Origin of the sequence: Serratia sp. FGI94 (assembly GCF_000330865.1) — a bacterium.
Lineage (GTDB): Bacteria > Pseudomonadota > Gammaproteobacteria > Enterobacterales > Enterobacteriaceae > Serratia_B > Serratia_B rubidaea.
The window spans coordinates 1,445,763-1,470,572 of record NC_020064.1 but is presented as its reverse complement, the minus strand read 5'-3'; the positions used below and the strand labels follow the sequence as shown (position 1 = coordinate 1,470,572).

The following is a 24,810-nucleotide window of genomic DNA, read 5'->3' as shown; positions in this document are numbered from 1 at the left end:
GCCGCGCGTGCGTCCGCACCTTGCGGAGAGCAGGAACAATGAATTCACCCTTAGTGACCACCGCCCCTCGCCTCACCACCGAACGCCTAATTCTGGACGCTTACACCCTGGACGATTTCGACGCCATCGCGGCGATGAGCGCCGATCCGCAGGTGATGCGCTATATTGGCGGCGGCGCCGGGCGCGACCGCGAAGAAAGCTGGGGACGTCTGCTGCGCTATCTCGGCCACTGGCAGCTGCTGGGTTACGGTTACTGGGCGGTGCGCGAGAAACACAGCGGCCAATTTATCGGCAGCCTCGGCTTCGCCAACTATCAGCGTGAGATCTCACCGGCGCTGGAGGCTCCGGAAATGGGCTGGCTATTGTGCACCGCAGCCCAGGGCAAAGGCTACGCCACGGAGGCCCTACGGGCGGCGCTGGCCTGGGGGAAAGACGCGCTGCCGGGCGGCAGAACGCAGTGCATTATCTCACCGCATAACCAGCCCTCAATCAGGGTGGCGCACAAGATTGGCTTTCGTGAGACCCACCGCGCCGAGTACCATCAGCGGACGGTGCTGGTGATGGAGCAAACGCTCTGAGCCGAGGCGCAGGCAAAAAAAATCCGCCCCGAGGGCGGATTTTTTGTCGTAAACGGCCGCCGATGGCGGGCCGCTAACGATAATTCTTAGAAACGGTAGCCTACGCCAACGCTCCAGATACCGATGTCGGTGTTGCGGATACGGCTCTGCTCGTAACCAACATCCAGAGCAACTTCCTGGATTGGGTTGAACTGCAGGCCAGCACCGTAGCTGAAGCCGTAGTCGCTGCTGCCGCCGCGACGAGAACCGTCCTGCGCGTTAGCAACGTTTTTACCGTAGCCCACACCGATCACGCCGTAGATGCTTGCCCAGTCGTTGAAACGGTAAGCAGGACCTGCGGTGATAGAGTTGTACTGAGCTTTGTTGTAAGTACCGTTCTCAGCACGATCTTTCTCTACGTGAGTGAAAGAGCCGATCACACCCAGTGGGTTGTTGTCGAACTCGTAGCGGTATTTCAGGTTGAAGCCGTCAGCTTTGTTGGCAACGCCTTGGAAATCGCCCTGAGCGTAGCCACCGGTTACGGTGCTCTGACCAGCGAACGCAGTACCTGCGGTCACTGCTAATACACAAGCTGCTACTGCTGAAAGACATGCAATTTTTTTCATAACCACCTCAAACGCGTTTTATTATTAAGTACATCCATTTGTCTATACGATGAAAATATAACAAAAATTAGCGTGAAACTCTGCCCCGATTTGAGTGTCTAACACTTGATATCGTGTAACAGAAGATTACAAGAATATTGTATCCGCTTCTTTTCGCTTAATTTTCGGACGTATTCTATCCTCTAGCGTGACAAAAATCACCTATTTAATATCCAGATTTTTCTTAATAAAATGCGCACTTTTTGTGCTAACGCACCAATTTTACTTAAACAAACCGTTTAAAAATCGCCTTCGCACGCTTTTCGCAGACAGAACGTCGGCGATTCATTACACTGCAATCTGTCTCATTTTCCTCCGATCTCCCCTGCTGCGGGAATGCATAATTAAGGCTTAAAAGGATGTCTTCGTCGGTTTCTGCAAAAGCGTCTTCTATACTGCTGCCGGTCTGCTTACTGCTGGTCGCCATGGTGTCAATTCAGAGCGGCGCATCGTTGGCGAAAAGTTTGTTTCCCCTGGTCGGTGCCGAAGGGATCACCACGCTGCGTCTGTGCATCGGCACGCTGATTCTGTTTATCATCTTCCGCCCGTGGCGCATGCGTTTTTGCGCCGGCACCCGCCTGCCGCTGCTGATTTACGGCCTGGCGCTGGGGGCGATGAACTATCTGTTTTATCTGTCGCTGCGCACCGTGCCACTGGGCATCGCCGTGGCGCTGGAGTTCACCGGCCCGCTGGCGGTGGCGATGTTCTCATCCCGCCGGGCGATCGACTTTGTCTGGGTGGCGCTGGCCATCACCGGGCTGGTCTTTCTGCTGCCGCTCGGCGACGGCGTCAACAGCATCGATCCCCTTGGCGCCGCCTGTGCGCTGGGCGCCGGCGCCTGCTGGGCGGTGTATATTATTTTTGGTCAGAAAGCCGGCGGCGATCACGGCCCGGGCACCGTAGCGGTCGGGTCGCTGATCGCCACGCTGGTGTTCGCCCCTATCGGTGCCTGGCACACCGGCGCGGCGCTGCTTAATGTGGATATCCTGCCGTTGGCGCTGGGCGTCGCCATTTTATCCACCGCGCTGCCCTACTCGCTGGAGATTATTGCGCTGCCGAAGATTCCGGCGCGCACCTTCGGCACCCTGATGAGCCTGGAACCGGCAATGGCAGCCTTTTCCGGCATGATTTTCCTTGGTGAACACCTGACGCAGGTGCAATGGCTGGCGCTAAGCGCCATTATCATCGCCTCCATGGGCGCGACGCTGACCATCAGGCCAAAACCGCGCATTGAAAGCCTGCCTTAGATCATCGGATTGCGGACGGCTTAACTGTTTTTCGCCGATAAAATAGCCACAATAAGTGTGGGAATTTTTATCGACGGAACGGAGAAGCTGAATGATCTTAAATAGTTTATTTAATCCCCGCTATGGACAGGGGCTGTCTTCAGATCTGGCTGACATTCTGACTCAGGTGCGTCAGCAAGATCTGCCTAACCTGCCCCTGGGACGCCACGATATTGACGGCGATCGCATCTTTATGGAGGTGGTCGAACTAACCACCGAGCCTGCCGAACAAAAGCGCGCCGTGCTGCACTACCAGTATCTGGATATCCAGATACTGCTAAGCGGCGAAGAGCGCATCGACTACGGCCTGCCGGGCAGCGAGATTCACTGTGAGGCCTATCAACAGCAGCAGGATTACCAGCGGGCCGATATTCGCCGTCCGTGGCAGACGCTGCATATGACGCCCGGCATGTTCGTGCTGTTTTTCCCGTTTGAACCTCACAAAACCGGCTGCCTGCTGCGCTGCCCGCAGCTGATTAAAAAAGCGATCGTCAAAGTGCACTATGAACAGCCGTATGATTTCTAACGTCCCAGCGTCAGGCCGCCGCGCCGGCCTGACGCCGCCCTGACTATTCCTCCGCGATCGGCTGTTCCCGCAGTTTGACCTCGCGGCCGCCCTGCAGCGCGCTGACCCGCTCTGCGGTCTGCTTAACCTGCCGGGCGTTCTGCAGCAGGGTGTAGGTCAGCGTGAACTGCGTGCTCTGCCCCGGCGCCAGCTGTTTGATACGCCCCTGCTCGCGCTCGATATGTACCGGATAGGCATAATTGGTGCCGGGTTCGATGCCGGTGACATAGCCCTGCCGCTCGGTGTCGGTATTTTTCCACAGCGTCAGCAGCGGCAACTGCCGGGTATTAAAGTCAATGGAGACGCCGCGGTCGCCCTGGCGGTTGCTGAGCATCGCCAGCGTTTTTCCCTCGGCGTCGGCATAGGGCACAATATTAAACACCATTTCATCAAAGCCCTGGGTCGGCCCCTGATACTGCGGCCAACTCTTCAGCCCGGCGCGGGCATAGGCATTAAACGGTGAAATCTCCTTGATCGGCGCACTGAAGCGCGCCCCCTCTTCCAGCAGCGGTTTACCGAAATTGCTGTGGTAGATAATTTGGTAGTCCCGCGGATAGTCCGCACGGTTGGTCAGGCGGTCCTCAATGGTAAAGGCGCTGCTTCCCGGCACGTAGCGCAGCTCGGTCCAGGTTTCCAGGTTGCTTTTCTTAAAGGTATTTTCCTTCAGCAAACCGCGGATGCGCACCGTATGCGGCGCCTGGTCATCAATCTCCACCAGCACCTTGGAGGCCGGCGTATTGCCGGCGCGGCCGTGCAGCGTATAGAGCGTGCCGTCTTCAACGCCCGGATGCCCGGTCCATTCAAAGCCGCAGCGCACCAGCATTTCATTAAAGCCGTCCAACCAGCCCAGGCCGTTACGGCTTTCCAGATTGATATAGGCCGGGTTCACCACCTCATCGACCGGCGAATCCCAGCCCAGCCGCACGCCGCCGCCGTTAACATGCAAAATATCCATGCCGCGCGTCGGACTGAGCGCGATGGTCAGGCCGCCGGGGCTGGTCAGGGTAATCACCTTGGAGCCTTCCTGTTTACCGCCGTGCAGCACCTGCTGACGCAGGCTGAAATCGGCGCCCGCCAGCTTCAGCTTGTGGCTGTCGGTTTGCCAGTTGCCCTGTTCAATGCCTTTTTCACTGTCGGTCAATACGATGGTTTGTGCGTTGGCATAGCCGGAAATCAAAGAGATAGCGACGGAAACTGCGGTTAGCGTCTTCATTATTCTGCCTCATGTAGTTAGCTGAAAGGTTTTAGCTAAAGCAGTGACAAAGTAGATTTTCACCGGCGCTGAAAATGCGAAGCGAGTCACTGTTCCTATCATGGGCCGTCAGCAAGGTGGCCAGACGTTATCTGCTGCAAACTTTATTGTGCATGGAAGTGGCCTGTTGCAGGTAAAGCGTGCCAGACATCACCATCAAGCTGAACGGTGTCAGCGCGGCGCCGCAGCCTGAAGGTTACCGCCGTACGCCGCATAGGGGAAAAACCTTCTCAAGGCATAAAACCCGCCTCAATGCAGGCTTATAAAACATAACCAAGACGGTCAAAGGCGGTAGATAAATTTATCCGTTAATTATCAACGCTTAATTAAACGCCGTATCAGAGCGGTGATTGAAGAAATAATCCCACACCAGCAGATTAAAAATAAAAATCCTTATTTATCAATCAATAACATAAACTCGAGAATTAACATTAATTTAACCAGTCAGCCTGCCACATAGCCCATACCTATTTAATCCATAGCCTTTATCAGCCGGTAAAATAACCCGGCGCTGCTATAATTATTTCGTAATAAATTTGGGACAACAATTTAAGAGGATATCTTTATGAGTACCGCAAAACTGGTGAAAACGAAATCTTCTGATCTGCTGTACACCCGCAATGATATGGATGAAAAAACCAAGCTGACGACCATCAGTATCCTGAACCACCAGCTCACGCAGTTTATCGACCTGTCGCTGATCACCAAGCAGGCGCACTGGAACATGCGTGGCGCCAACTTTATCGCCGTGCATGAAATGCTCGACGGCTTCCGCACCGCGATTACCGATCACCTGGATATCTTCGCCGAGCGCGTAGTCCAACTGGGCGGCACTGCGCTGGGCACCGTGCAGACCGTCAACGCGGCCACGCCGCTGCAAAGCTACCCGACGCATATCCACAGCGTGCAGGAACACCTGAAAGCGCTGGCCGACCGCTACGGCGTGGTGGCGAACGACATCCGCCAGGCAATCAGCGCCGTGGATGACGAAGATACCGCAGATATCTTTACCGCCGCCTCGCGCGATCTGGATAAATTCCTGTGGTTTATCGAGGCCAATATCGAATAACCCCGGGTGCCTCCGGCGCGCAACGCTTGAAATCGGCGAAAAAAACGCCATATTCTGTTGAGAAGTGTTTCACTGCAGGAGGTGGCTTATGGCAAGCGGATGGGCGGCAGACGGCGCGGTTCAGGATCAAATCGATTCCACCGTTGACGATGCCGTACAGCGCGCCCGGCAGGCGCTGGGGCACGGCGAAAGCGAGCATTACTGTCAGGAGTGCGGGGAAGAGATCCCGCTGGCGCGCCGCCAGGCGTTACAAGGCGTGCGCTACTGTCTGAACTGCCAGAGCGCGCTGGATAAAAAACACGCCGCCGGCAGTTTATACAACCGCCGCGGCAGCAAAGACAGCCAACTACGTTAATACCCGCCGGTCAGGGCCGCCTGACCGGTTTTTTTTGCGCTGCGACATCCCCTGCGTTGCGCCAAAAAGTTAGATTTAGTTATCAATATTGATGCCAAATTGTTAACTTTCGGTTGTTTCTCCACCAGTTTTTAGTTAATCATAAGCCAACGCCCCGATTGCGAGCGCCCGCACCTTAACGGGGCGCCGCGTGAGGGCGTACACATAATAACTCGCCGTAACGGCACAACATCACATCTTAACCCTTTGTTTTTATAGAAATCGCAGACGTGGCACGATTATTTCATAGCGATAATGCAATAAAAAAATGGGTCAACCACAACCTGTACAGGAAATTCCTCTCATGAAGTCACTGTTTAAAACCTCGCTGGCCGCCCTGTCGCTGGCCTTTGCCGTAAGTTCTCACGCAGCAGACAAACTGGTGGTCGCCACCGACACCGCCTTCGTTCCTTTTGAATTCAAGCAGGGTAATCAGTACGTCGGTTTCGATATCGACCTGTGGGCCGCCATCGCCAAAGAGCTGAAGCTGGACTACACCCTGAAGCCGATGGACTTCGGCGGCATTATCCCGGCGCTGCAGACCAAAAACGTCGATCTGGCGCTGGCCGGCATCACCATTACCGAAGAGCGCCAGAAGGCCATCGACTTCTCCGACGGCTACTACCAAAGCGGCCTGCTGGTGATGGTCAACGCCGACAATAACGACGTGAAGAACGTCAACGACCTGAACGGCAAAGTGGTGGCGGTGAAGAGCGGCACCGGTTCGGTGGATTACGTGAAGGAGCATGTAAAAACCAAGGACCTGCGTCAGTTCCCGAATATTGACAACGCCTATATGGAGCTGGGCACCAAGCGCGCCGACGCGGTGCTGCACGATACGCCGAACATACTGTACTTCATCAAGACCGCCGGCGCCGGCAAATTCAAAACGGTAGGCGACTCGCTGGAAGCGCAGCAGTACGGCATCGCCTTCCCGAAAGGCAGCGAGCTGCGCGAGAAGGTCAACGGCGCGCTGAAAACGCTGCGTGAAAACGGCACCTACAACCAAATCTATAAAAAATGGTTCGGTACCGAACCCAAATAGTCACGTCTGACCGCGTGTTCATCGCACACGGCGCCGCCACCGCGCGGTCCGCCGTGTGCGGCTGTGTCTGATCCCCACCGTTGGGGAACACCGGGAGTAAAACACCATGCAGTTCGACTGGAGCGCCATCTGGCCCGCCCTGCCCATTCTGTTAGAAGGCGCCAAGATGACCCTGTGGATTTCGGTCCTCGGTCTGATCGGCGGCCTGATTATCGGCCTTGTCGCCGGTTTTGCCCGCACCTACGGCGGTTGGATCGCCAACCATATCGCCCTGGTGTTTATCGAAGTGATCCGCGGTACGCCGATCGTGGTGCAGGTGATGTTTATCTACTTCGCGCTGCCCATGGCCTTTACCGACCTGCGTATCGACCCGTTCACCGCCGCGGTGGTGACCATTATGATCAACTCCGGCGCCTACATTGCCGAGATCACCCGCGGTGCGGTGCTGTCGATCCATAACGGCTTTCGCGAGGCCGGTCTGGCGCTCGGCCTGTCGCGGCGTGAAACCATCCGCCATGTGATCATGCCGCTGGCGCTGCGCCGCATGCTGCCGCCGCTGGGCAACCAGTGGATTATCAGCATTAAGGACACCTCGCTGTTTATCGTTATCGGCGTCGCCGAGCTGACCCGTCAGGGGCAGGAAATCATCGCCGGCAACTTCCGCGCGCTGGAAATCTGGAGCGCCGTCGCCGTCATTTATCTGATCATCACGCTGGTGCTGAGCTTTGTGCTGCGTCGTCTGGAAAGAAGGATGAAAATCCTGTGATTGAATTTAACAACGTCTCCAAGCACTTCGGCCAAACCCAGGTGCTGCATGATATCGACCTGAAGATTAATCAGGGGGAAGTGGTGGTGATTATCGGGCCGTCCGGCTCCGGCAAATCCACCCTGCTGCGCTGCATCAATAAACTGGAGGAGATCACTCGCGGCGATCTGATCGTTGACGGTCTAAAGGTCAACGATCCGAACGTTGACGAGCGGCTGATCCGCCAGGAGGCGGGGATGGTGTTCCAGCAGTTCTACCTGTTCCCGCACCTGACGGCGCTGGAAAACGTCGCCTTCGGGCCGATCCGCGTACGCGGCCTGAGTAAAACCGACGCCGACCGGCTGGCGCGCGAGCTGCTGGCGAAAGTGGGACTGGCGGAACGCGCGCATCACTACCCGTCCGAGCTGTCCGGCGGCCAGCAGCAGCGCGTGGCCATCGCCCGCGCGCTGGCGGTGAAGCCGAAAATGATGCTGTTTGATGAACCCACCTCCGCGCTCGATCCCGAGCTGCGCCACGAGGTGCTGAAGGTGATGCAGGATCTGGCTGAGGAAGGCATGACCATGGTGATCGTCACCCACGAAGTCGGCTTTGCCGAGAAGGTGGCCTCGCGGCTGATCTTTATCGACAAAGGTCGCATCGCGCAGGACGGCGATCCGCATCAGCTGATCAACCACCCGCCGAGCCAGCGTCTGCAGGAGTTCCTGCAGCACGTTTCCTGAGGCAGGCTGCCACACCCGCGGGGCCGCTTTGCGGCCCCGTTATCTTGCCGCTAACTCTCGGCCCAGTCAGAGGTTGCCAGCAGCGTGCGGCGCATACTTTCAACGGCGGGCGAATGGCTCTCCGTCCGCCAGATAAACTGGGTGACGGCGCTGCCGGCGGGCGTAGCGGACAGCCCCGGCGGCAGCTGCAGCAGCTGCAACACGCTTTGCGGCAGCAGGCAGCAGTAGTTGCCCGACGCGACGCAGGCCAGCATCGAATGGTAAGAGCCGACCGCCTGCACCTCGGGCGGCCGCTCCCCCTTCCCGCCGGCCAGCAGGCGCAGGGCGATCTCTCGATAGGTGCAGCCGTCAACGAAGGCGGCCAGTTTTCTGCTGGGCGCGGAGCCTTCCGCCGCCGCCGCCGACTGCAGCAGCATCAGCCGTTCGACAAACATCGGCAGGCAGGACAGCCCCTCGGGGCACAGCGCCTCGCCTTCCTCGTTAACCGGCAGCGCCACCAGCGCGCAGTCCAGCTCCCGGCTTTGCACCTTTTCCGTCAGCTGGCGCGTCGGCAGCGTGGTAAAACTCAGCTGCACCGCCGGGCACGCCCGGCTGAAGGCCGCCAACGGCTGCGCCAGCCGGCTGGCGGCGGCACACTCCATCGCGCCAAACGCCAGCGCGCCGCCCGGATGATGGGGATGCAGGGACTGGCGCGCTTCCTCCGCCAGACTGAGAATTTTGTTGGCATACGCCAGGAATTTCTTGCCCTGCGGCGACAGCCGCAGCGTGCGGTTCTCGCGGATAAACAGCTGAACGTCCAGCTCCTCTTCAAGATGCTGAATACGCGTCGTCACGTTGGACTGCACCCGCCCCACACGTCGGGCGGCGCGGTTAATGCTCAGCTCTTCCGCCACCACCCTGAAGATTTCCAGTGAAGTATGGTTCATCTTTCATTCTCATTTTGAAAACGATATTGATTTTTAAGTCTCTACACGAGATTTTATCTACCTTACCGTGAACTCAGACAGGTGTAACGATGAAAAACGCTTTGTGTACCCGGCTTAATCTGCAGTACCCGCTGGTGCAGGCGCCGATGGCGGGCGTCTCCACCCCCGAACTGGCGGCGGCGGTCAGCAACGCCGGTGCGTTAGGCTCCATCAGCGTCGGCGCCGCCACGCCGGAGCAGGCGGAAGTGATGATCGGCAAAACGCAGGCGCTGACGGCCGGGCCGATTAACGTCAATGTGTTCTGCCACCCGCCGGTACAGCGCGATGCGGCGCTGGAACAGGCGTGGATTGAACGCTTCACGCCGCTGTTCCGCCAGTACGGCGCCGAACCGCCCGCCGAACTAAGCGAAATCTACCAGACGTTTCACGACAACGCGCGCATGCTGGAAGTGCTGTTAACCCTGCGCCCGGCGGTGGTCAGCTTCCACTTCGGCCTCCCCTCCGCCGCGTTTATCGGCCAGTTAAAGACGCGCGGCATCGTCACCTTTGCCAGCGCCACCACGCCGGCAGAGGCCAGACAGATCGCCGACAGCCAGATAGATTTTATTGTGGCGCAGGGCATTGAGGCCGGCGGGCACCGCGGCCAGTTTAATCTGCAGGAGGACGACCGCCGGTTAACCACCTTTACCCTGCTGCAGGCGATACGGCAGGTCACCGACGTGCCGGTGATTGCCGCCGGCGGCATTATGGACGGTGCGGGAATGGCTGCGATGCTGAAGCTGGGCGCGGCCGGCGTCCAGCTGGGCACCGCGTTTATTCTGTGCCCGGAGTCCGCCGCCAATCCGGCTTACCGTCGCACTCTGCAAAGCCCGCAGGCCGCCCATACGGTGATGACCTCCGCCATCTCCGGCCGGCCGGCCAGGTGCATCAATAATGCGTTCTGCCAGTTTGCCCGCGACATCGCGCCGGACAGCATTCCGCCCTATCCGCTGACCTATGCGCTGGGCAAAGCGCTCGCCGCCGCCGCCGCCGCACAGGGCGAAGCGGGTTTCGGCGCCCAGTGGGCCGGCCAGGGCGCCGCGCTGGCGCGGGAGATGCCCGCCGCGCAGCTGGTGCAAACCCTGGTGGCCGAGTGGCAGGCCGGCTGACCTCAACGATGCCCGCCCGTCAGCGGGCGTCCTCAATCCACCGTTTCCTCCTGCTTGACCGAACGGAAGGCCTGCATCAGCTTCACCACGTCCTGCATGCCCAGATTGACCTGATGGATCACCGCGCCGGCGTCGCGGGTCAGCGTCACGCCGCCGCCCGCCTGCGCCACGCAGGTCGCCATGCCGTCAATCGCCGCCGCCACGCCGTGCTGGATCGCCTTGGTCATGCCTTCAATCTCCACCGCCGCCTTGCGCGACTGTTCCGCCAGCGCACGCACCTCGCCGGCCACCACCGCAAAGCCGCGCCCGTGCTCCGCGGCGTGCGCCGCCTCAATCGCCGCGTTGATCGCCAGCAGGTTGGTCTGGGCGGCAATTTTCCGCATCGCCGCCACCAGCGTATCGATCTGCTGTGAATAGTCCCCCAGCTCGCCGATCAGCTGCGAGGTGTGCTGCGCCGCCGTTTCCACCTGCTGCATGCCGTCCACCGCCCGCTGCACAATGTCCGCCCCCTGCGCCGCGCTGCGGTCGGTATCCAGCGACAGCTGATGCACGTCGCGCATCAGCGCCTCCTCCTGCTGTTGCTGCTGCATCACGCGGGTAATGTCCTGCGCGATCTTCACCACTTTCACCACCCGCCCTTCGTTATCCAGAATCGGGTTATAGCTGGCTTCCAGCCAGACCCGCGCGCCCTGCCGGTTCACCCGCTCAAACCGGCCGGTAATATACTCGCCGCGCGCCAGCCGCTGCCAATGCTGCTGATAGTCGGCGCTGGCGACATATTCGGCCGGGCACAGCATGCGGTGCGACTGCCCGCGCGCCTCCGCCAGGCTATAGCCCATCAGCGCCAGCATATTGTCGTTGGCGTCTAAAATAACGCCCTGCGGGCTGAAGGTGATCATCGCCATCGAGCGGCTCAGTGCGGTCAGCAGGCTGACATGCTCCTGGTCGCGCACAATGCGCGCGGTGACGTCGCTGGCAATCTTGATAATCTCGCACACCCGGCCACGGCGGTCGAACACCGGCGTATAGGTGCCCTGCAGCCACAGCGGCTCGCCGTTTTTCCGTCGCCGCTGCACCGTGTCGCTAATCGCCTGCCCCTCGGCAAGCCGCTGCCAGTGCCGCCGGTAGTCCGCGCTGGCGGCATACGCCGCCTCACAAAAAATACGGTGCGACTGGCCGACCACCTCCTGACGCGTATAGCCCATCAGCTGTAAAAACAGATCGTTGGCGCGCAGTATCGTGCCGTCGGGAGTAAACGCGATAGTGGCAACGGCGCGTTCAATGGCGGCCAGCTCGGCAGCCTTGCGGGTGGTTAACTGTGTAAAACGTAACGGCATAAGTGGGACCCTTATTTTGCGGAATGATGAATATTCAGAACGCATTGCTATTTCCGCGCGTCGTTCCCACCACAACGCGCGCTGCCGGACGGAGAACACACCGTGTCACCGCCGGCAGGGGAATCACCGGAAGTTGAATAATTGACAAAAGTTATTATTTAATAAGGAATTAGGCTGTGCCTTTGTTATTTTTACCGATCGCGCTGAGCATAACGCAAGCCGGAAAAAAAGGAAGGAAAGTCAGGAAATTTCTTTGCGCCGGCGCGACTGCCGGCGCATCAACGGGACGGGATCAGCGCCAGCGCTCGGCGGCCCAGGCGGCCTGCTGCTCCGCGGTGTGGAACGTCCAGGCGACAAAGCGACTGATTTTTTGCCCCTGCGCCATTTCAACGGTGCGCACCTCCGCCGCCCCCGCCTGCCGCAGCGCCTGATACACCGCCGGCAGCGTGCTGCTTTTGGAGATCAGCGAGGTGAACCACAGGCAGTTTTGCGCCTTGCTGACGCTCTCCGCCACCATCGCGCAGACAAAGGCCTCTTCGCCCCCATCGCACCACAGTTCATTATTCTTGCCGCCGAAGTTCTGCACCGGCTGCGCCGCCAGCTCGCCCTTGCCCAGCTTATGCAGCTTGCGCCGGGTGCTGGCGCGCGCCTCTTCGGCGGAGGCGTGGAACGGCGGGTTGCACAGCGTGGCGTCGAAGCGCTCGGCGGGGCCGATAATGCCGTCAAAGATCCGCGTCGGCTGCTTTTGCTGCCGCAGACGCACGCTGTTTTTCAGCGACGGGTTCATCGCAACGATCATTTTGGCCGACTGCAGCGCCCCGCTTTCCACCTCGGAGCCGGTAAAGCGCCAGCCGTATTCACGTACGCCGACGATCGGGTAAATACAGTTGGCCCCGACGCCGATATCCAGGATCGCCACGCCCTTGCCGCGCGGGATCGCGCCGCCGTTGCCGGCCGCCAACAGATCCGCCAGGTGATGCAGGTAGTCGGCGCGGCCGGGGATCGGCGGGCACAAATAGCCGGCCGGAATATCCCAGTGTTCAATACCGTAAAAATGCTGCAGCAGGGCGCGGTTAAGCATTTTCACCGCCGCCGGATCGGCGAAGTCTATCGACAGGTCGCCCCACTGATTCGGCGCGACAAACGGCGCTAATGCCGGGCAGCTGGCGATAAGCTGCGGGAAATCATAGCGGGAACGGTGGCGGTTGCGGGGATGCAGGCCGTTTTTCTGCTGCGGAAAAGTTTTCTTTTTTTGCACCTGACGTACTCTTACTGGCGTGAACTGCGGCATAAGATAGCATATTCGCCGGGCAAACTTGCAGCCGGCGGGAAACGCGCCAGAATAAAGGGATTTTAGCCGCCACTCAGCCCGGGAGAACACCGACAGTATGAGCAGTGAATCACGTTATTACTATGAACCCGCCGCCGGCCACGGCCTGCCGCACGATCCGCTGAACGCGATTATCGGGCCGCGCCCGATCGGCTGGATTTCCTCCGTCAGCGCCGACGGGCAGCGCAATCTGGCGCCCTACAGCTTCTTTAACTGTTTTAACTACCGGCCGCCGATCATCGGCTTCGCCAGCTCCGGCTGGAAAGACAGCGTGGCCAATATTGTCGAAACCGGCGAATTCGTCTGGAACCTGGCGACCCGCCCGCTGGCCGAGGCGATGAACAACAGCTCGGCGTCGCTGCCGCGCCACGAGGATGAGTTCGCCTTCGCCGGTCTGACGCCGCTGCCCGGCCGCAAGGTCAGGGCCGAACGGGTGGCGGAAAGTCCGGTGCACTTCGAGTGCCGGCTGAGCCAGTGCATCCAGCTGCAGAGCGCGGCCGGCGACAAGGTCGATACCTGGCTGGTGCTGGGGGAAGTGGTGGCGGTGCATATCGAGCGCGCGCTGCTGGATGAGCACGGCGTCTATCAGACCGCCGCCGCACAGCCGATCCTGCGCGCCGGCGGGCCAACGGCGTACTACGCCATCTCTGACAGCCACCGCTTTGATCTGGTGCGGCCGGACGCGCTGAAGTAGCGCGCCCGCCGCGCCGCTTACTGCCGCGCCTCTATCGCCGCGGCAAAGTCACGGCACATCTGCGCATCGCCGTCGGCGTTGTCCGCCAGCACGCGATCGCCGTCCACCACGCGGATATGCGCCTCCAGGTTAAAATCCGCCGCCGGCTGCGGACGCGCCGCCGCGGCCGCCATGCTCTGCTGCGCCGTCAGCCAGGCCTGCTCCACCGTCTGGTTGCAGGCCGCCGCCAGATAGTCCGGGTTAAAGCCTTCGCCGGTCAGGCTGCGCAGGGTGTCGTCGTGGCTGACGCCGTTGCCCGGCAGCCAGTAGTGATGCGCCAGATCGGGGCCGATAGCCGGGTTATCGGTCAGGTAACCGTCGCGCTGCAGGAAGAAGTGGCGCGTCTGCTCCACCGCCATCAGCGCCAGCAGATAGCCCTGATACGAACAGGCGGACTCCAGCGACAGCAGGTGCGGGATCGCCAGCGTCGGCCGCGGGCTGCCGCTGACGCCGAGGATCCGCTGCTCAACGTCGCGCGCCAGCTGCGTTATCGCCTGCGGCGTACGCTGCTCGTCATCCCACTGATACAGCGCCCACTCAAAGTACGGCACCAGCAGAATATGGCGCTCGTTAAAGGCGCGCATCGGCTGACGCGCATCGATGCCGGCCTTGATCAACGCGTCCGGCACCGCATCGCCGGCGGCGTTTTTGGCATAGCGCTTCAGCCAGTCGGCGTCGTCCAGCAGGCTGTCGCAGAACATTGACTGGGTTTCCGCATAGGCCATCGAGGTGGGCGGGAACTCCTGCGAAAAGCACGGCGCGTTCTGGGCGATATTGGCAAAGTGCGCCGCGTGGCCGCCCTCGTGGAACAGGGTATTCAGGCCGGAGGCGCCGCTGCCCACCTGCCCCGGCTGCGCCAGGCTGGTGAAGTTAATCTGCGCCGGCAGCCACTGCCCCTGCTGCACAAACGGCGGCACCGGGCCGTGCATAAAGCCGTTTTCATATTTGCCCGGCCGCACCAGCAGATCCAGATTCAACGCCGCGCCGCGGAAGCTGATATGCAGCCGCTTGAAGCTGTTGACCCAGCGCTCCAGCGACTGCGAGAACGGGAAGTACGGGTCGAGCTGGCGCGTGACGTCGCCGGCGCTGGCATAGCGGATATTCCACGGCTGCAGCGCCTGCTCGCCCTGCCGCTCCGCCAGCTGCCGCAGGCTGTTTGCGTTGGCCTCGCGGGTCTGCTGCTCGAAGCGATCGAGGATGGCGAACAGCTGTTCCGGCGTCATGCGCTCGGTTTTATTCACCTTGTAATCGAAGTAGTTGCGGTAGCCCATCTGGCGCGCAAAGCGGTTGCGCAGACCAATCAATTCCGGCAGGCCGTTGTGCAGCAGCCACTGCTCCAGATCGCGCAGCGCGTCTTGCGAGCTGCGCCGGTACGCTTCATTTTCGTTGGTCGCCTGATTGGTCAGCAGCTCACCCAGCGACGCCGCCACCCGCTCGCCCTGCGCGTTGAGGTGGGTGACCGGGTAGGCTTTGCGGCGATCGAACAGATCGGACTCGGCGGCGATGATCTGATCCAGCAGCTGCTGCGCGGCGGGATCTTCCACCGCGTTGCAGTCAAAAAAGCGCAGCCAACCGTTCAGGCCATGCTGCAGCGCGCGCAGCGCCTCGCTCGGCGCCTGGTTTTCCAGCTGCGCCAGCAGCTGACGGATCTCCGCCAAACGGCGCGGCTCGCCGATAAACCGCTTATAGGCGCTTTCCGCCGCGGTAAAGCGCGCCGACACGTCGTCCGCGCCGGTGCCCATATACTGCTGCCAGAACAGCTCCTCCTTGGTCTGGTGCACCCGCAGATAGTCCTGATTTAACTGATTAAAGTAATCGAGAGCCTGTTGCATAGCCGTCCTTCCTGTCGCGGAGCGGCGCCAATCCGCCCCGGAGGTGAAAAGTAAAATGCCCCTTACGCCAGCCGCGCCAGCCCCTGCTCCAGCGTTGCCGCCTGACCGGTGGCCACCAGACAGCAGGCCACCTGCAGCGCCAGCGCCTGCGGGATCGCCACCTCGCCGGCCAGGCAGCGCTCAATCCAGCGTGCGGTGGTCTCGGCGTCTTTCGCCGCCGGTAAGTCCGGCGTTTCATTCAGCGCCGGACGTTCCAGCAGCACGCGCTGTTCGCCGTCGGCAATAAAGTGAATCTGCGGGCAGCGCTGCGGGTTGGCGTAGGCTTCGCCTTCGGTGCCGTGCATCAGCAGGCCACGCGCGCCGATCTGGCGGAAAAACGACCCGACGCGGTCCACGTATTCCGGGTGGGAGACGCTGGCCAGACGCAGCACATCATGCTCGCCGAACGGCGTCGCCAGCTTGGCCAGCGTATGGGCGCTGTTGCGCACCCCCATGCGCCAGCGCAGGCCGAGCTGATGCTCCAGCGCCGGCGACAGCGCGGTGACCGGCATATACACCGCTTCACCGCCGTCGAGCCGCCGCTGCGCCGCGGCCGCATCCGCGGCTTCCTCAATCCCCAGCGCCCGGAAGATTTCCCCGCTGGTGACGCGGGTGGCGTCGTCCACCACGCCGTGCACCACCACCGGCAGCCCGACCCGCGCCAGCAGCAGAGCCAGCAGCGGCGTCAGGTTGGCCTGCTTGCGCGCGCCGTTGTAACTCGGCAGCACCACCGGCATCGGCCGCCCCGCCGGCGGCTGCAGCTGCGCCACCTGCTGCTGCATCGCCTGGTAGAAACCGATCATCTCTTCTTCCGCTTCGCCCTTGATGCGCAAAGCGATCAGCACGCCGCCCAGCTCCAGCTCCGGCACCTCACCGGCCAGCATCGCCTGGTACAGCTGACGCGCCGTTTCCCGCTCCAGACTGCGCGCGTGCAGCTTGCCGCGCCCTATTTCTTTGATAATTTTGCTGTAATCCATAAGGCTTTCCTTCAATGCGATGCTAATTAGCATACGCTATCTGCCGTGGCGCTCAACCTCATCCATGCGCTGCGCGCGCGGTAAGAAAATGCCGGCTGCCAACGTGCGCCGGAACATGAAGATGACTCATGTTGTTATGAAATTAACTCGCTTTCACTCATCCCGGGGCTCTGGCATAAATTACTCAATATTAACGAATTGACAACATGACGGCTGATAAGCGGGAAACCAGCGCTCCCTGGCACCGCAGGCAGCACCTTCAGCCCTCACGTCAGAACCCGGGATGCCAGATCACCATGAAGCAACAGTTTACCTTTACGATTAAGCGCAGCCAGTTTGATGAAAACTACAACCCTGCCGAAAGCACGCGTATTACCACCAACTTCGCCAATCTGGCCAGAGGGAAAAATCGTCAGGAAAACCTGCGCAATACGCTCACCATGATGAATAACCGTTGCAATAATCTGGCCTATTGGGATAACCCGAAAAGCGACCGCTATGCTATTGAGCTGGACATTATCTCCGTTGAGATGCACGTAGAGGGGAGCAGTACGCCCTTCCCGGTGATTGAAATCTTGCAAACCCATATCGTCGACAAGCAAACCAGCCAGCGTATTGCAGGCATTGTCGGTAATAATTTCTCGTCCTACGTGCGCGATTATGACTTCAGCGTGCTGCTGCTGGATCACAATAAAAACAAGGCTGACTTCAATATTCCGGAGAATTTCGGCGCGCTGCACGGGAATATCTTCAAATACTTCGTCAACTCACGCGAATATCAGGAAAACTTTAAAAAATCGCCGGTGATCTGTTTAAGTATCTCAAACAAAGACACCTATCACCGGACGGGCAACCAGCACCCGATATTGGGCATCGAGTACCGGCAGGATCGCTCTTCGTTGACCGACCAATATTTCAACAAAATGGGCCTGCAGGTGCGCTATTTTATGCCGCCAAACAGCGTGGCGCCTTTGGCCTTCTACTTCTCCGGCGATTTGCTGAGTGATTACACCGATCTGGAGTTGATCGGCACCATCAGCACGATGGAGACGTTCCAAAAGATTTACCGCCCCGAGATTTACAATGCCAACTCAGCGGCCGGGCTGTGCTATCAGCCGAGCCTGAATAATCAGGATCATTCGCTGACCAAAATTGTCTATGACCGGGAAGAGCGCAGCCGACTGGCTATCGAGCAGGGAAAATTTACCGAAGAGCACTTTATCAAACCATACCAGAATATTCTTGAGCAATGGTCTGCTAACTACGCGCTTTGATTAACTGAAAATATAAAGGCTATCTGATTATGAAAACATTGCTCCCTACTTCCACCGCCGGCAGCCTGCCTAAACCTTCCTGGCTGGCGCAGCCGGAGACGCTGTGGTCCCCTTGGAAGCTGCAGAATGAAGCGTTGATTGAAGGCAAACAGGATGCGCTGCGCCTGTCCCTGGAAGACCAGCTGCGGGCCGGTATTGATATCGTCAGCGACGGCGAACAGACGCGTCAACACTTTGTGACCACCTTTATTGAACATCTGAACGGGGTGGATTTTGAACAGCGTCAGGTGGTTAAAATTCGTAACCGCTATGACGCCAGCGTGCCGACCGTGGTGGGCGCCGTGGAACGTCAAAAGCCCGTTTTTGTGGATGACGCCAAATTTTTACGCCAGCTCACCACACAGCCGATTAAATGGGCCCTGCCCGGCCCGATGACCATGATCGACACGCTGTATGACAACCACTATAAAAGCCGTGAAAAGCTGGCCTGGGAGTTCGCCAAGATCCTCAATCAGGAAGCCAAAGAGCTGGAGGCGGCAGGCGTCGACATTATCCAGTTTGATGAGCCGGCCTTTAACGTGTTCTTTGATGAGGTGAACGACTGGGGCATCGCCGCGCTGGAAAGGGCCACCGAAGGCCTGAAGTGTGAAACGGCGGTGCATATCTGCTACGGATACGGCATCAAAGCCAATACCGACTGGAAAAAGACGCTGGGCTCCGAGTGGCGCCAGTATGAAGAGGCGTTTCCCAAGCTGCAGAAATCCAATATCGATATCATCTCGCTGGAATGCCATAACTCACGCGTTCCTATGGATCTGCTGGAACTGATCCGCGGTAAAAAAGTGATGGTCGGCGCCATTGACGTGGCGACCAACGTTATCGAAACGCCCGAAGAAGTGGCCGACACCTTACGTAAAGCGCTGCAGTTTGTCGATGCCGACAAACTCTACCCGTCGACCAACTGCGGCATGGCACCGCTGGCCCGCCAGGTCGCCAGCGGCAAGCTGCGTGCGTTAAGCGCCGGCGCGGAAATCATCCGCCGCGAGCTGTAAGCCGGCACGCGTTTACAGGCGCACCCCATATCAGGCGATCGGCAGCGATCGCCTGATTTTTTCTGCTTCAGGGTGCCGGCAGCCGGCACGTCATTCCCCCCGAGAACAAAAGGGAGGAACTGATAACAATTGCAACAATAATCATAAGAAGCACTTGACCATTTAACGTCCATCCCCCCGCCAATTTCCCCGGTTCGCGACCTGATGTATCGCGTGTTCAGCGCAATCGCCGATCGCCATCCCCCTGCGATGACCTAGACACCATGCCGGCCGCCAGCGTATGGCGTCAGTCAGGTCAAAACTAGCCATACCGGCGATGCTTTACTATAGTTAAAATAATCTTAACATTCGTGTGATATACCGTCCCTTATTGAAGGCCTTTTCTATGCGGATTAGGGCAAACAAGAACGGGACAATCAGAAAATAATAATAATCAAGTTGATGACATTATTAGCACCATTAAGAAGATTGCGTTTAATTGATGTACTATTTAAATATTAAGATGGGGGTTGCATGCTACACGTAAAGATTTTCGAAAAAAATGAAATTTATGGCAAACATGTTGTCAACTTACTCAGCGAATTGCACGAAAAAATATTCTTTCCTCCCGATAATATCACGTCAGATGACATCATCTCGGCGTATATTCACCCCGGTGCGGCCATCAGCAAAATTGCCATTTATTATGATGATAACATCCCCGTTGGCTTTATGTGCATGCAGCGATACGAAACAGAAATAAACAACAAAAAGTCAAACATTTTCCGCAGTCAGGTTGGGTTATTGAAAGATTATAGAAATAAAAACATCGTTAAATTAACCTATTTAAAATTTGTGATTTCAGAAATGTTACACCGCCCAAGAAAATCACTCTTCTTTGAACTGTGCATCCACCCTTCCAGCTATTGTTCAATGCTCAAGAAAGGCTGCAACAGAAATAAAGTATGGCCGACCAAGGAAAATGCACGGCAAAATACTCCGATGAAAGATCTATGCGAGACATTGCTCAATAAGTTTGCTCTGGAGATAAAAAGAGAAAATGGCGTATTCATTCATAACGATGGACTAGGGCCAACCCGCGTTGAAAAAAAACCGAAAGGTGGGATAAGTAGCGACGCTCAATTTTTTATAGAGACCAACCCCGGCTATGTAAACGGCGATGGACTGGCCATCATTGTAAGCCTTTCCGTGAAAGATATACTGGTTAACATCTTCCACCAGATGCTGAGTAAAATAAATCGTAGCTTGATGACGAGGCCGCTGCATGGCCGAGAGGAATCCCCTCAAGAGAAACCGAATGAAATATAACGATCGCTGCCGCTTTTGCGATGGGCAGACATGCATGACGGGAAAGCACGCCGCTTGCCGCCATGGGGTTTGATGATCGGGCGCTCAATCAGAAGCGATTGAGCGCCCCTCATTATTGATAAACCATAATGCCCCAAAGCAGACTCACCGTGGCGTTTCAATACCGCCTACATATTGCTCAATTTCTGCTGTAACGCTTTATCAGGGGATAATACGCGCCGCCCGCAGTTGCGCGAACAGGCTGAAGAACATCTCGTCGGTTGCCTGCATGCGGGTGAAGCCTGCCCGGCGCAGCTTGCTGCCATCGCCAAACATGTCGTAATCCCAGCCAAAGACAAAATCGGCAAAACTCCCGTCGCTCAGCCGTAAAATATCCGCCTGCGCCAGTTGCTGTCCTACGGCAAGTTCACGCCACGCCGCACGGTAGTCCTGAAACAGCTGGCTAAATGACAGCCTGACCGGCGGCGCGCACTCCAGCTCAAACCACTGCGCGATGCGCGGCCACAGCTCGTTCCAGCGCCAGACGTCGCCGTTATTGACGTTAAACGCCTGATTCTCCGCCGTCGGCGAAGTAGCCGCCCACTGCGTGGCTTCCGCCAGCAGCACGGCGTCGGTATGATCAACGATGCTGCGCCAGGTGTGCTCTGAAGCGGGAAAGCGCAGCGGTAAGCCCTGCGCCTTACACAGCGACGCATACAGCGCGATGCTCAGCACCAGATTCATCGTGTTGCCGGGCAGCGCGCTCCCCACCACGCCCGGCCTGATGGCATTCCAATGCCACGCTTTCCCGCGCTGAAACTGGCTGAGCCAGGCGAGCTGGGCGGCGTTGAACTCTGCGCCGGGCACGCCCGGGTCGCTTTCACGCGCCGGGGTTTTGAATGGCCCGAGATGTGCGCCATATACCTTGTAGCCCTGCATCAGGCTGACGGTCTGCAGCGGCGCGATATTCTCCATATTCGTCACCAGGTTGCGCAGCATGGTGACGTTCGGCTCCACCATCTCTGTCCAGTTCGCGGCGTTCACCCAGGCACTGTAAAAGATATGGCTGACGTTACCAAGCGGCTGCAACGCCTGCGCGCTGTGCTGCGCATCCAGCAAATCGACGTTAACCAGCGGAATGCCGGCTGGATGGGAGGAAGCATGACGGCTCAGGCCAATGACTTCCCACCCGCTCTGCAAAAGCGTGCTGACCAGTTGGCTACCGACCACGCCGCCGGCGCCGGCGACCAGCGCGACCCTCTGTTGCTGCATCTTGTTCATGGTATTTCTCCGGGAATGGTGACGGATCCAGTGTGATATATTATTTTTTCCACACATAGCCCATGAAACTGATGACACTTATAAGTAGAATCATTAAATGAATAATAAGCTCAACGCCATTGCTACCTTCTTACGTGTCGCAGACGCGGGTTCTTTTTCCGCCGCGGCCCGCCAGCTCGGCATGAAACAGTCGGCGGTCAGCCAGCAGATTGCCGCCCTTGAGGCGGAGCTCGGCGTGGTATTGCTGCGCCGCACCACCCGCGTGATGGCGCTCACCGAGCAGGGCGAGCGTTACCGACGCGATATGATGCTGGTGCTGGACGCCATGCGCGAAGCGGAAAGCCGCCTGAACCCGACCGATCATCAATGGCAAGGCAGCGTGCATCTGCAGTTGCCGAGCGGTCTGGGGACGCTTTTTTTACCGCATCTGCTGGCGCTGCAGAACATGCATGCGGGGTTGCACCTGACGCTGTCGCTGGATGACCGCATCGCCGATCTGGTCAGTGAAGGCGTGGACGTCGCGCTGCGGCTGGGCACCGAGCCGCCGGAACCCCACGCGGCGCGCATGCTGGCACGTATTGAAACGGCGCTGTTTGCCGCCCCCGGTTTTGCCGCGGTGCATACTCTGAGCGAGCTGGCGGCGCATCCGCACGTGCGGTTCAGCGGCATCGCGCCGGATGCCCCGCTGCGCCTGGTCAGCGCTGATGAAACTGTCGATGTGAAAGTGAATACCGTGTTCCGGGCCAACACCAGCGAAGCGCTGCTGCAGGCGATAAAGTCCGGCGTCGGCATCGGCGGCATGCAGCTGCCGCTGGCGGCCAGGGCGCTGCAGTCTGGCGAGCTGGTCAGCGTATTGCCGGACTACCGGTTGCCTGACCGCTTCCTCTATGCCGTCTATCCCGACGCGCGCTTTATCCCGCAGCGGGTCAGAAGCCTCATCCGCGTGATCGAGCAATGGCTGCCTGAAATAACGGGGAATGGCTGAAGGGAAGATCAGTCAGAATCAGGGCGTTTCACTGCCAGGAATTCTGCAATCGCCGCCGTTACCGCCTGCGCCGCTTCGGTCGGCGGATGATGGCCCACGCCGGCCAGGATCAGCAGACGGGCTGCAGGGATCAGGCCCGCCATCTCCTGACTCAGTGCAACGGGGGTGGCCGTGTCCTGTTCACCACAGATAATCAATGTCGGCGCCGTGATATCTGGCAGTAGCGCGGTGATATCCCCGCGTTCAAACACCGCGGCATCCAATGCAAGCGCTAACCCTGCGCGACCGTGCGACAGCATGATGCGGCGCTCCCGGGCGGCCTCTGCCTGATGATTCTGCAGCCATCGTTCGCTGTTGATATAACCCTGAAGGCGTTTAAATAAATCGCCACGCTCAGCATCTGAACCGCTGAGCAGAATGCCGCGCTGCCTGCGCCAGTTTGGCAGACGTTCCGGGTATTCCACTCTGGCGCTGGTGCCGATCAGCACCAAACCGGACACCCGCTGCGGATAGCGTGCGGCGAGTCTGATGGCGACCATGCCGCCCTGACTCTGGCCAACCACGGTCACTTTGCCCAGCGACAGCTCCTGAATCATTAACGCCAAATCGCTGCTCAGGTCGTCAAGCGTCCAGCCGGCGGGATGGTACTCGCTCTGGCCGTGTCCCGGCATATCCAAAACAATACAGCGGTACGACTGACTCAGGGCCGCAACCTGTGCAGAGAAAATTTCATGGTTGGCGAACAGCCCGTGGGCAAACAGCAGCGTCGGCCCTTCGCCGATATCGCGGTAACGATACAGCGTGCCGTTAATTCTCACCTGCTGAAGCTGCCATTCATCATCGACATCAAACGCCCTGCCAAGCAGCGCAGAATCTTCAAACATTTGATAACGGGTAATTTTCGACGCTGATACCTTAAAATGAATAATCATATCGCTGCCCACCGCATTTCCCGTACTCAGTACGATATGACGAAAGCGACCCAGCACCAGCACGCTGTCATGATGGGCAATCATGTCACTGATGGAAAAATCCAGCGGCCTGAAGTGCTGCGGAAAAGCGTGCAGCCAGTGCCTGACCTGCTCCGGCCCCTGCAACAACCCGACGGTGGATACCTCCGGCACGCCGTCAATATGCCACACGACATTGTCATCAAGCAGGCTGACCATATCCTCCACCTTGCCTGCGGCAAAGGCCGCCAGATAGGCCTCAACGGTCTTTTTTGCGCTCAGCGCTTGTGTGTCATGGCTATGGGGTGTTTCCATCTGATTGTTCCTCGTGAAAAAGCATGAATACCACGATGAAAGTTTATTTTTTCCATATTTTGAAAACTACAGATAAAATCAGCCAATTATTTTCCAAAAATAGAAAATGGCATGCGTGGAATAAATATGGACTGGAACGACTTACGCTTCTTTTTAGCCGTCGCGCGCACCAACAGCCTCACCAAAACGGCCGTTAAGCTGAACGTCAGCCAGTCGACGGTGTCACGCAGGATTAGCGCGCTTGAAAGCAGCTTACAGACCTGTCTGTTTCTCCATCACCAGACCGGCTACTTTCTTACCGATGCCGGGCAGGAGGTGCTCCGATATGCCGAAGAGGTGGAAGGCAAGGTCATAACGCTGGAGAAAAAAATCTCCGGCCGGGATCTGACGCCGGCCGGAACCGTACGCCTGGCGACGGCGGTGACGCTGGCAAACCACCTGATTATTCCGGCGCTGCCGCGCTTTCAGGCCCGCTATCCCGGCATCACGCTGGAACTGATCACCGGGGTCAATACCGTATCGGTAGTGCGCAATGATGCCGATATCGCACTGCGGCTGGTTCGTCCCGAGCAGAACAGCTTAAAAGTACGCAGGGCCGGCGTGGTAACCTCTGCGGTGTACGGCGCCGAGGCCTATCTGCGCGCGCATCCTGCGCCCGCCGATAACCCAGCGGCAGGCCGCAACTTTATCACCTGGGACAGGTCATTCAGCCACCTTCCCGCCGCCAGATGGCTCAATGAACGCTTCCCCGACCGGACGTCGGCATTAGCCTTAACCAGCCTGGTCACCCAGATCGGCGCCGTAAAAGCGGGCCTGGGGCTGGCGGTGCTGCCCTGCTTTATTGCCGCACAGAACCACGACCTGGTGGAGGTCATCCCCACGCAGCAGGTGTTTGCCGAGGATCTGTGGCTGGTCAGTCATACCGACCTGGTCGCCTCGTCGCGGATCAGGGTCGTCGCCGACTTTTTAATGGAGATTATCGCCGAGGCGCATCTGGCATAAGCTGGCCGGCTCACCTATCCGCGT

24 protein-coding genes are annotated in these 24,810 nt (G+C 58.7%); 15 read left to right on the top strand and 9 right to left on the bottom strand.

Going from position 1 to position 24,810, the window contains the following annotated elements:
* The first annotated feature begins 38 nt into the window (after nucleotides 1-38).
* Nucleotides 39-578, top strand: coding sequence for a GNAT family N-acetyltransferase (locus D781_RS06785; RefSeq protein WP_015671571.1), 540 nt, complete (start codon nucleotides 39-41; stop codon nucleotides 576-578).
* Nucleotides 579-664: 86 nt separating this feature from the next.
* Here D781_RS06785 and ompX read toward each other — a convergent pair whose 3' ends face one another.
* Entirely contained in the window at nucleotides 665-1,183 is a 519-nt protein-coding gene (gene ompX, locus D781_RS06780; RefSeq protein ID WP_015671570.1) for an outer membrane protein OmpX, read from the bottom strand.
* 398 nt (nucleotides 1,184-1,581) lie between these two features.
* Here ompX and rhtA point away from each other — a divergent pair, with 398 nt between their 5' ends.
* A complete protein-coding gene (gene rhtA, locus D781_RS06775) occupies nucleotides 1,582-2,469 on the top strand; it encodes a threonine/homoserine exporter RhtA (RefSeq protein WP_015671569.1) in 888 nt (295 codons plus the stop codon).
* A 91-nt stretch (nucleotides 2,470-2,560) separates the two neighbouring features.
* Complete coding sequence (gene nanQ, locus D781_RS06770) at nucleotides 2,561-3,034, top strand: N-acetylneuraminate anomerase (RefSeq protein ID WP_015671568.1); 474 nt, start codon at nucleotides 2,561-2,563, stop codon at nucleotides 3,032-3,034.
* Between the two features lie 43 nt (nucleotides 3,035-3,077).
* Here the strand turns inward: nanQ and D781_RS06765 are convergent, their stop codons facing one another.
* Nucleotides 3,078-4,286, bottom strand: a complete 1,209-nt coding sequence (locus D781_RS06765) for an aldose 1-epimerase family protein (RefSeq protein WP_015671567.1) — start codon at nucleotides 4,284-4,286, stop codon at nucleotides 3,078-3,080.
* Nucleotides 4,287-4,890: 604 nt separating this feature from the next.
* Here D781_RS06765 and dps point away from each other — a divergent pair.
* The 5 genes from dps (at nucleotide 4,891) to glnQ (ending at nucleotide 8,318) form a co-directional block, all read left to right on the top strand.
* On the top strand, nucleotides 4,891-5,394 hold the full coding sequence (dps, locus tag D781_RS06760) for a DNA starvation/stationary phase protection protein Dps (protein ID WP_015671566.1): 504 nt from the start codon (nucleotides 4,891-4,893) through the stop codon (nucleotides 5,392-5,394).
* A gap of 88 nt (nucleotides 5,395-5,482) precedes the next feature.
* Entirely contained in the window at nucleotides 5,483-5,749 is a 267-nt protein-coding gene (locus tag D781_RS06755) for a DksA/TraR family C4-type zinc finger protein (protein ID WP_015671565.1), read from the top strand.
* A 343-nt stretch (nucleotides 5,750-6,092) separates the two neighbouring features.
* Nucleotides 6,093-6,833, top strand: coding sequence for a glutamine ABC transporter substrate-binding protein GlnH (gene glnH / locus D781_RS06750; RefSeq protein WP_015671564.1), 741 nt, complete (start codon nucleotides 6,093-6,095; stop codon nucleotides 6,831-6,833).
* 106 nt (nucleotides 6,834-6,939) lie between these two features.
* A complete protein-coding gene (gene glnP, locus D781_RS06745; RefSeq protein WP_015671563.1) occupies nucleotides 6,940-7,599 on the top strand; it encodes a glutamine ABC transporter permease GlnP in 660 nt (219 codons plus the stop codon).
* Entirely contained in the window at nucleotides 7,596-8,318 is a 723-nt protein-coding gene (gene glnQ, locus D781_RS06740; protein WP_015671562.1) for a glutamine ABC transporter ATP-binding protein GlnQ, read from the top strand. Before glnP ends, glnQ begins: the two co-directional genes overlap by 4 nt.
* A gap of 50 nt (nucleotides 8,319-8,368) precedes the next feature.
* On the opposite strand, the gene D781_RS06735 is transcribed toward glnQ, so the two are convergent.
* Nucleotides 8,369-9,244, bottom strand: a complete 876-nt coding sequence (locus D781_RS06735; RefSeq protein WP_015671561.1) for a LysR family transcriptional regulator — start codon at nucleotides 9,242-9,244, stop codon at nucleotides 8,369-8,371.
* Nucleotides 9,245-9,333: 89 nt separating this feature from the next.
* Between D781_RS06735 and D781_RS06730 the strand changes: the two genes are divergently transcribed.
* Nucleotides 9,334-10,392 carry a nitronate monooxygenase gene (locus tag D781_RS06730; RefSeq protein WP_015671560.1) on the top strand — a complete coding sequence of 353 codons (1,059 nt, stop codon included), beginning with the start codon at nucleotides 9,334-9,336 and terminating at the stop codon, nucleotides 10,390-10,392.
* 32 nt (nucleotides 10,393-10,424) lie between these two features.
* Here D781_RS06730 and D781_RS06725 read toward each other — a convergent pair whose 3' ends face one another.
* Nucleotides 10,425-11,729 carry a PAS domain-containing methyl-accepting chemotaxis protein gene (locus D781_RS06725; RefSeq protein WP_015671559.1) on the bottom strand — a complete coding sequence of 435 codons (1,305 nt, stop codon included), beginning with the start codon at nucleotides 11,727-11,729 and terminating at the stop codon, nucleotides 10,425-10,427.
* Between the two features lie 292 nt (nucleotides 11,730-12,021).
* A complete protein-coding gene (gene rlmF / locus D781_RS06720; RefSeq protein ID WP_015671558.1) occupies nucleotides 12,022-12,987 on the bottom strand; it encodes a 23S rRNA (adenine(1618)-N(6))-methyltransferase RlmF in 966 nt (321 codons plus the stop codon).
* Nucleotides 12,988-13,117: 130 nt separating this feature from the next.
* Between rlmF and D781_RS06715 the strand changes: the two genes are divergently transcribed.
* Nucleotides 13,118-13,753: a flavin reductase family protein gene (locus D781_RS06715; RefSeq protein WP_015671557.1), complete on the top strand. Its 636-nt coding sequence runs from the start codon at nucleotides 13,118-13,120 to the stop codon at nucleotides 13,751-13,753.
* A gap of 17 nt (nucleotides 13,754-13,770) precedes the next feature.
* Here the strand turns inward: D781_RS06715 and D781_RS06710 are convergent, their stop codons facing one another.
* Nucleotides 13,771-15,624: a M3 family metallopeptidase gene (locus D781_RS06710; protein ID WP_015671556.1), complete on the bottom strand. Its 1,854-nt coding sequence runs from the start codon at nucleotides 15,622-15,624 to the stop codon at nucleotides 13,771-13,773.
* Nucleotides 15,625-15,686: 62 nt separating this feature from the next.
* Nucleotides 15,687-16,640, bottom strand: coding sequence for a DNA-binding protein YbiB (ybiB, locus tag D781_RS06705; RefSeq protein WP_015671555.1), 954 nt, complete (start codon nucleotides 16,638-16,640; stop codon nucleotides 15,687-15,689).
* A gap of 296 nt (nucleotides 16,641-16,936) precedes the next feature.
* On the opposite strand from ybiB, the gene D781_RS06700 reads away from it, so the two are divergent.
* The 3 genes from D781_RS06700 (at nucleotide 16,937) to D781_RS06690 (ending at nucleotide 20,274) form a co-directional block, all read left to right on the top strand.
* Complete coding sequence (locus D781_RS06700) at nucleotides 16,937-17,914, top strand: DUF1852 domain-containing protein (RefSeq protein ID WP_015671554.1); 978 nt, start codon at nucleotides 16,937-16,939, stop codon at nucleotides 17,912-17,914.
* Nucleotides 17,915-17,943: 29 nt separating this feature from the next.
* Complete coding sequence (locus tag D781_RS06695; protein WP_015671553.1) at nucleotides 17,944-18,966, top strand: methionine synthase; 1,023 nt, start codon at nucleotides 17,944-17,946, stop codon at nucleotides 18,964-18,966.
* 513 nt (nucleotides 18,967-19,479) lie between these two features.
* On the top strand, nucleotides 19,480-20,274 hold the full coding sequence (locus D781_RS06690; RefSeq protein ID WP_015671552.1) for a hypothetical protein: 795 nt from the start codon (nucleotides 19,480-19,482) through the stop codon (nucleotides 20,272-20,274).
* A gap of 201 nt (nucleotides 20,275-20,475) precedes the next feature.
* Here D781_RS06690 and D781_RS06685 read toward each other — a convergent pair whose 3' ends face one another.
* Nucleotides 20,476-21,534, bottom strand: coding sequence for an SDR family oxidoreductase (locus tag D781_RS06685; RefSeq protein WP_015671551.1), 1,059 nt, complete (start codon nucleotides 21,532-21,534; stop codon nucleotides 20,476-20,478).
* 97 nt (nucleotides 21,535-21,631) lie between these two features.
* Between D781_RS06685 and D781_RS06680 the strand changes: the two genes are divergently transcribed.
* On the top strand, nucleotides 21,632-22,519 hold the full coding sequence (locus D781_RS06680; protein ID WP_015671550.1) for a LysR family transcriptional regulator: 888 nt from the start codon (nucleotides 21,632-21,634) through the stop codon (nucleotides 22,517-22,519).
* Nucleotides 22,520-22,527: 8 nt separating this feature from the next.
* On the opposite strand, the gene D781_RS06675 is transcribed toward D781_RS06680, so the two are convergent.
* On the bottom strand, nucleotides 22,528-23,784 hold the full coding sequence (locus D781_RS06675; RefSeq protein WP_015671549.1) for an alpha/beta fold hydrolase: 1,257 nt from the start codon (nucleotides 23,782-23,784) through the stop codon (nucleotides 22,528-22,530).
* 111 nt (nucleotides 23,785-23,895) lie between these two features.
* On the opposite strand from D781_RS06675, the gene D781_RS06670 reads away from it, so the two are divergent.
* Complete coding sequence (locus D781_RS06670; RefSeq protein ID WP_041411744.1) at nucleotides 23,896-24,786, top strand: LysR family transcriptional regulator; 891 nt, start codon at nucleotides 23,896-23,898, stop codon at nucleotides 24,784-24,786.
* Nucleotides 24,787-24,810: the final 24 nt, after the last annotated feature.

What these genes read in the sequence shown, in the direction of transcription:
- D781_RS06785 (WP_015671571.1), top strand. Translation starts at nt 39, where the DNA reads ATGAATTCACCCTTAGTGACCACCGCCCCTCGCCTCACCACCGAACGC.
- ompX (WP_015671570.1), bottom strand. Translation starts at nt 1,183, where the DNA reads ATGAAAAAAATTGCATGTCTTTCAGCAGTAGCAGCTTGTGTATTAGCA.
- rhtA (WP_015671569.1), top strand. Translation starts at nt 1,582, where the DNA reads ATGTCTTCGTCGGTTTCTGCAAAAGCGTCTTCTATACTGCTGCCGGTC.
- nanQ (WP_015671568.1), top strand. Translation starts at nt 2,561, where the DNA reads ATGATCTTAAATAGTTTATTTAATCCCCGCTATGGACAGGGGCTGTCT.
- D781_RS06765 (WP_015671567.1), bottom strand. Translation starts at nt 4,286, where the DNA reads ATGAAGACGCTAACCGCAGTTTCCGTCGCTATCTCTTTGATTTCCGGC.
- dps (WP_015671566.1), top strand. Translation starts at nt 4,891, where the DNA reads ATGAGTACCGCAAAACTGGTGAAAACGAAATCTTCTGATCTGCTGTAC.
- D781_RS06755 (WP_015671565.1), top strand. Translation starts at nt 5,483, where the DNA reads ATGGCAAGCGGATGGGCGGCAGACGGCGCGGTTCAGGATCAAATCGAT.
- glnH (WP_015671564.1), top strand. Translation starts at nt 6,093, where the DNA reads ATGAAGTCACTGTTTAAAACCTCGCTGGCCGCCCTGTCGCTGGCCTTT.
- glnP (WP_015671563.1), top strand. Translation starts at nt 6,940, where the DNA reads ATGCAGTTCGACTGGAGCGCCATCTGGCCCGCCCTGCCCATTCTGTTA.
- D781_RS06735 (WP_015671561.1), bottom strand. Translation starts at nt 9,244, where the DNA reads ATGAACCATACTTCACTGGAAATCTTCAGGGTGGTGGCGGAAGAGCTG.
- D781_RS06730 (WP_015671560.1), top strand. Translation starts at nt 9,334, where the DNA reads ATGAAAAACGCTTTGTGTACCCGGCTTAATCTGCAGTACCCGCTGGTG.
- D781_RS06725 (WP_015671559.1), bottom strand. Translation starts at nt 11,729, where the DNA reads ATGCCGTTACGTTTTACACAGTTAACCACCCGCAAGGCTGCCGAGCTG.
- D781_RS06715 (WP_015671557.1), top strand. Translation starts at nt 13,118, where the DNA reads ATGAGCAGTGAATCACGTTATTACTATGAACCCGCCGCCGGCCACGGC.
- D781_RS06710 (WP_015671556.1), bottom strand. Translation starts at nt 15,624, where the DNA reads ATGCAACAGGCTCTCGATTACTTTAATCAGTTAAATCAGGACTATCTG.
- ybiB (WP_015671555.1), bottom strand. Translation starts at nt 16,640, where the DNA reads ATGGATTACAGCAAAATTATCAAAGAAATAGGGCGCGGCAAGCTGCAC.
- D781_RS06700 (WP_015671554.1), top strand. Translation starts at nt 16,937, where the DNA reads ATGAAGCAACAGTTTACCTTTACGATTAAGCGCAGCCAGTTTGATGAA.
- D781_RS06695 (WP_015671553.1), top strand. Translation starts at nt 17,944, where the DNA reads ATGAAAACATTGCTCCCTACTTCCACCGCCGGCAGCCTGCCTAAACCT.
- D781_RS06690 (WP_015671552.1), top strand. Translation starts at nt 19,480, where the DNA reads ATGCTACACGTAAAGATTTTCGAAAAAAATGAAATTTATGGCAAACAT.
- D781_RS06685 (WP_015671551.1), bottom strand. Translation starts at nt 21,534, where the DNA reads ATGAACAAGATGCAGCAACAGAGGGTCGCGCTGGTCGCCGGCGCCGGC.
- D781_RS06680 (WP_015671550.1), top strand. Translation starts at nt 21,632, where the DNA reads ATGAATAATAAGCTCAACGCCATTGCTACCTTCTTACGTGTCGCAGAC.
- D781_RS06675 (WP_015671549.1), bottom strand. Translation starts at nt 23,784, where the DNA reads ATGGAAACACCCCATAGCCATGACACACAAGCGCTGAGCGCAAAAAAG.
- D781_RS06670 (WP_041411744.1), top strand. Translation starts at nt 23,896, where the DNA reads ATGCGTGGAATAAATATGGACTGGAACGACTTACGCTTCTTTTTAGCC.